Source organism: Psychrobacillus sp., from assembly GCF_056205495.1.
On record NZ_JBAEAP010000397.1, the window covers coordinates 1 to 1,542 of the forward strand.

Sequence of the window (1,542 nt, forward strand, 5' to 3'; positions counted from 1 at the left end):
TAATTGAATCCATCACTTCATATACGAAACCAAAGAATTGGATTTCAGGAACAGGACGGAATCCTTGTAACGAAAGACCAACTGCTAGTCCACCAATACCTGACTCTGCAAGTGGTGTATCAAATACACGATCTTCCCCAAATTCTTTTTGTAGTCCTTCAGTTGCACGGAATACTCCGCCGTTATTACCAACGTCTTCGCCGAAGACTAACACATTTTCATCATTTTTAAGCTCAGTACGGAGAGCATCCGTAATAGCTTGAATCATCGTCATTTGTGCCATCGGTTACTTCGACTCCTTCTCTGTATAGTAAGCTAATTGCTCATCTAAGTTATATGGATTTTCTTCATACATAATATTTATTAAATCTGTTACTTTTTGTTTTGGAGCAGCATCCGCTTTTTTGATTGCATCTTTAATTTCTTCTTTCGCTCTCTCAATTACTTCTGCTTCTTTTTCTTCATTCCAAATACCTTTGCCCTCCAAATACTTACGGAAGCGTACTAATGGATCTTTTTTCTCCCATTCAGAATCTGTTTCTGACGTACGGTAGCGTGTAGGATCATCACCAGCCATTGTATGTGGACCGTAACGGTAACAAACAGTCTCTATTAAGCTTGGCCCTTCGCCTCTAATAGCACGATCTCTAGCATCCTTTGTCGCAACATATACAGCTAGTGGATCCATTCCATCAACTAACATGCTTGGTAAGCCAGCAGCAATCCCTTTTTGAGCAATTGTTTTAGCTGCAGTCTGTAGCTCACGTGGAGTAGAGATAGCATATTGGTTATTTTGGACAATAAATACAGCTGGTACACGGAAAGCTCCAGCAAAGTTAATGCCTTCGTAGAAATCTCCTTGTGAAGAACCGCCATCTCCTGTATATGTAATAGCAATAGATTTTTTACCACGCTTTTGCATACCTAATGCTACTCCAGCTGCTTGAATAAATTGTGCACCAATTATAATTTGTGGTGGAAACACGTTTACACCTTCTGGAATTTGGTTACCCATAAAGTGACCACGTGAGAATAAGAATGCTTGCCATAATGGTAAGCCATGCCAAACTATTTGTGGAACATCGCGATAACCTGGAAGAATGAAATCTTCCTTTTCACATGCGAAATGGGAAGCAAGCTGGGAAGCCTCTTGCCCTGCTGTTGGTGCATAGAAGCCAAGACGTCCTTGTCGGTTTAACGAAATAGAACGTTGATCTAATATTCTCGTATAGACCATGCGACTCATTAATTCCACTAAATCTTCATCAGATAAATTAGGGTTCGCTTGTTCATTAACGATTTCCCCGTCTTCATTTAAAATCTGGAACATTTCAAACTTTTCTTCGATTTCATGAAGCGTTTTCATTGGGTCAAACTGGGTTTCTTTGTTTGAAGCCATAAAGCACCTCTCCTTTTTCTCTGTATTAAAATTTATTTACACATTGATTGGTACAATATCAATTCCTTCTAAGTATACTCAAGAATAAATGCCCGGTCAATCATCTAGAACTCTATCATTTTTATATTAGAATATTATAAACA

The 1,542-nt window shown here is 38.8% G+C and carries 1 protein-coding gene and 1 pseudogene; both read right to left on the bottom strand.

Going from position 1 to position 1,542, the window contains the following annotated elements:
- Positions 1-283 (bottom strand): annotated as a pseudogene (locus AC06OU_RS11725) (alpha-ketoacid dehydrogenase subunit beta); the annotation flags it as partial.
- A 3-nt stretch (positions 284-286) separates the two neighbouring features.
- A complete protein-coding gene (gene pdhA, locus AC06OU_RS11730) occupies positions 287-1,399 on the bottom strand; it encodes a pyruvate dehydrogenase (acetyl-transferring) E1 component subunit alpha (protein ID WP_475855972.1) in 1,113 nt (370 codons plus the stop codon).
- Between the last annotated feature and the right edge of the window lie 143 nt (positions 1,400-1,542).

Coding starts and splice junctions, on each gene's coding strand:
- pdhA (WP_475855972.1), bottom strand. CDS start 1,399: ATGGCTTCAAACAAAGAAACCCAGTTTGACCCAATGAAAACGCTTCAT.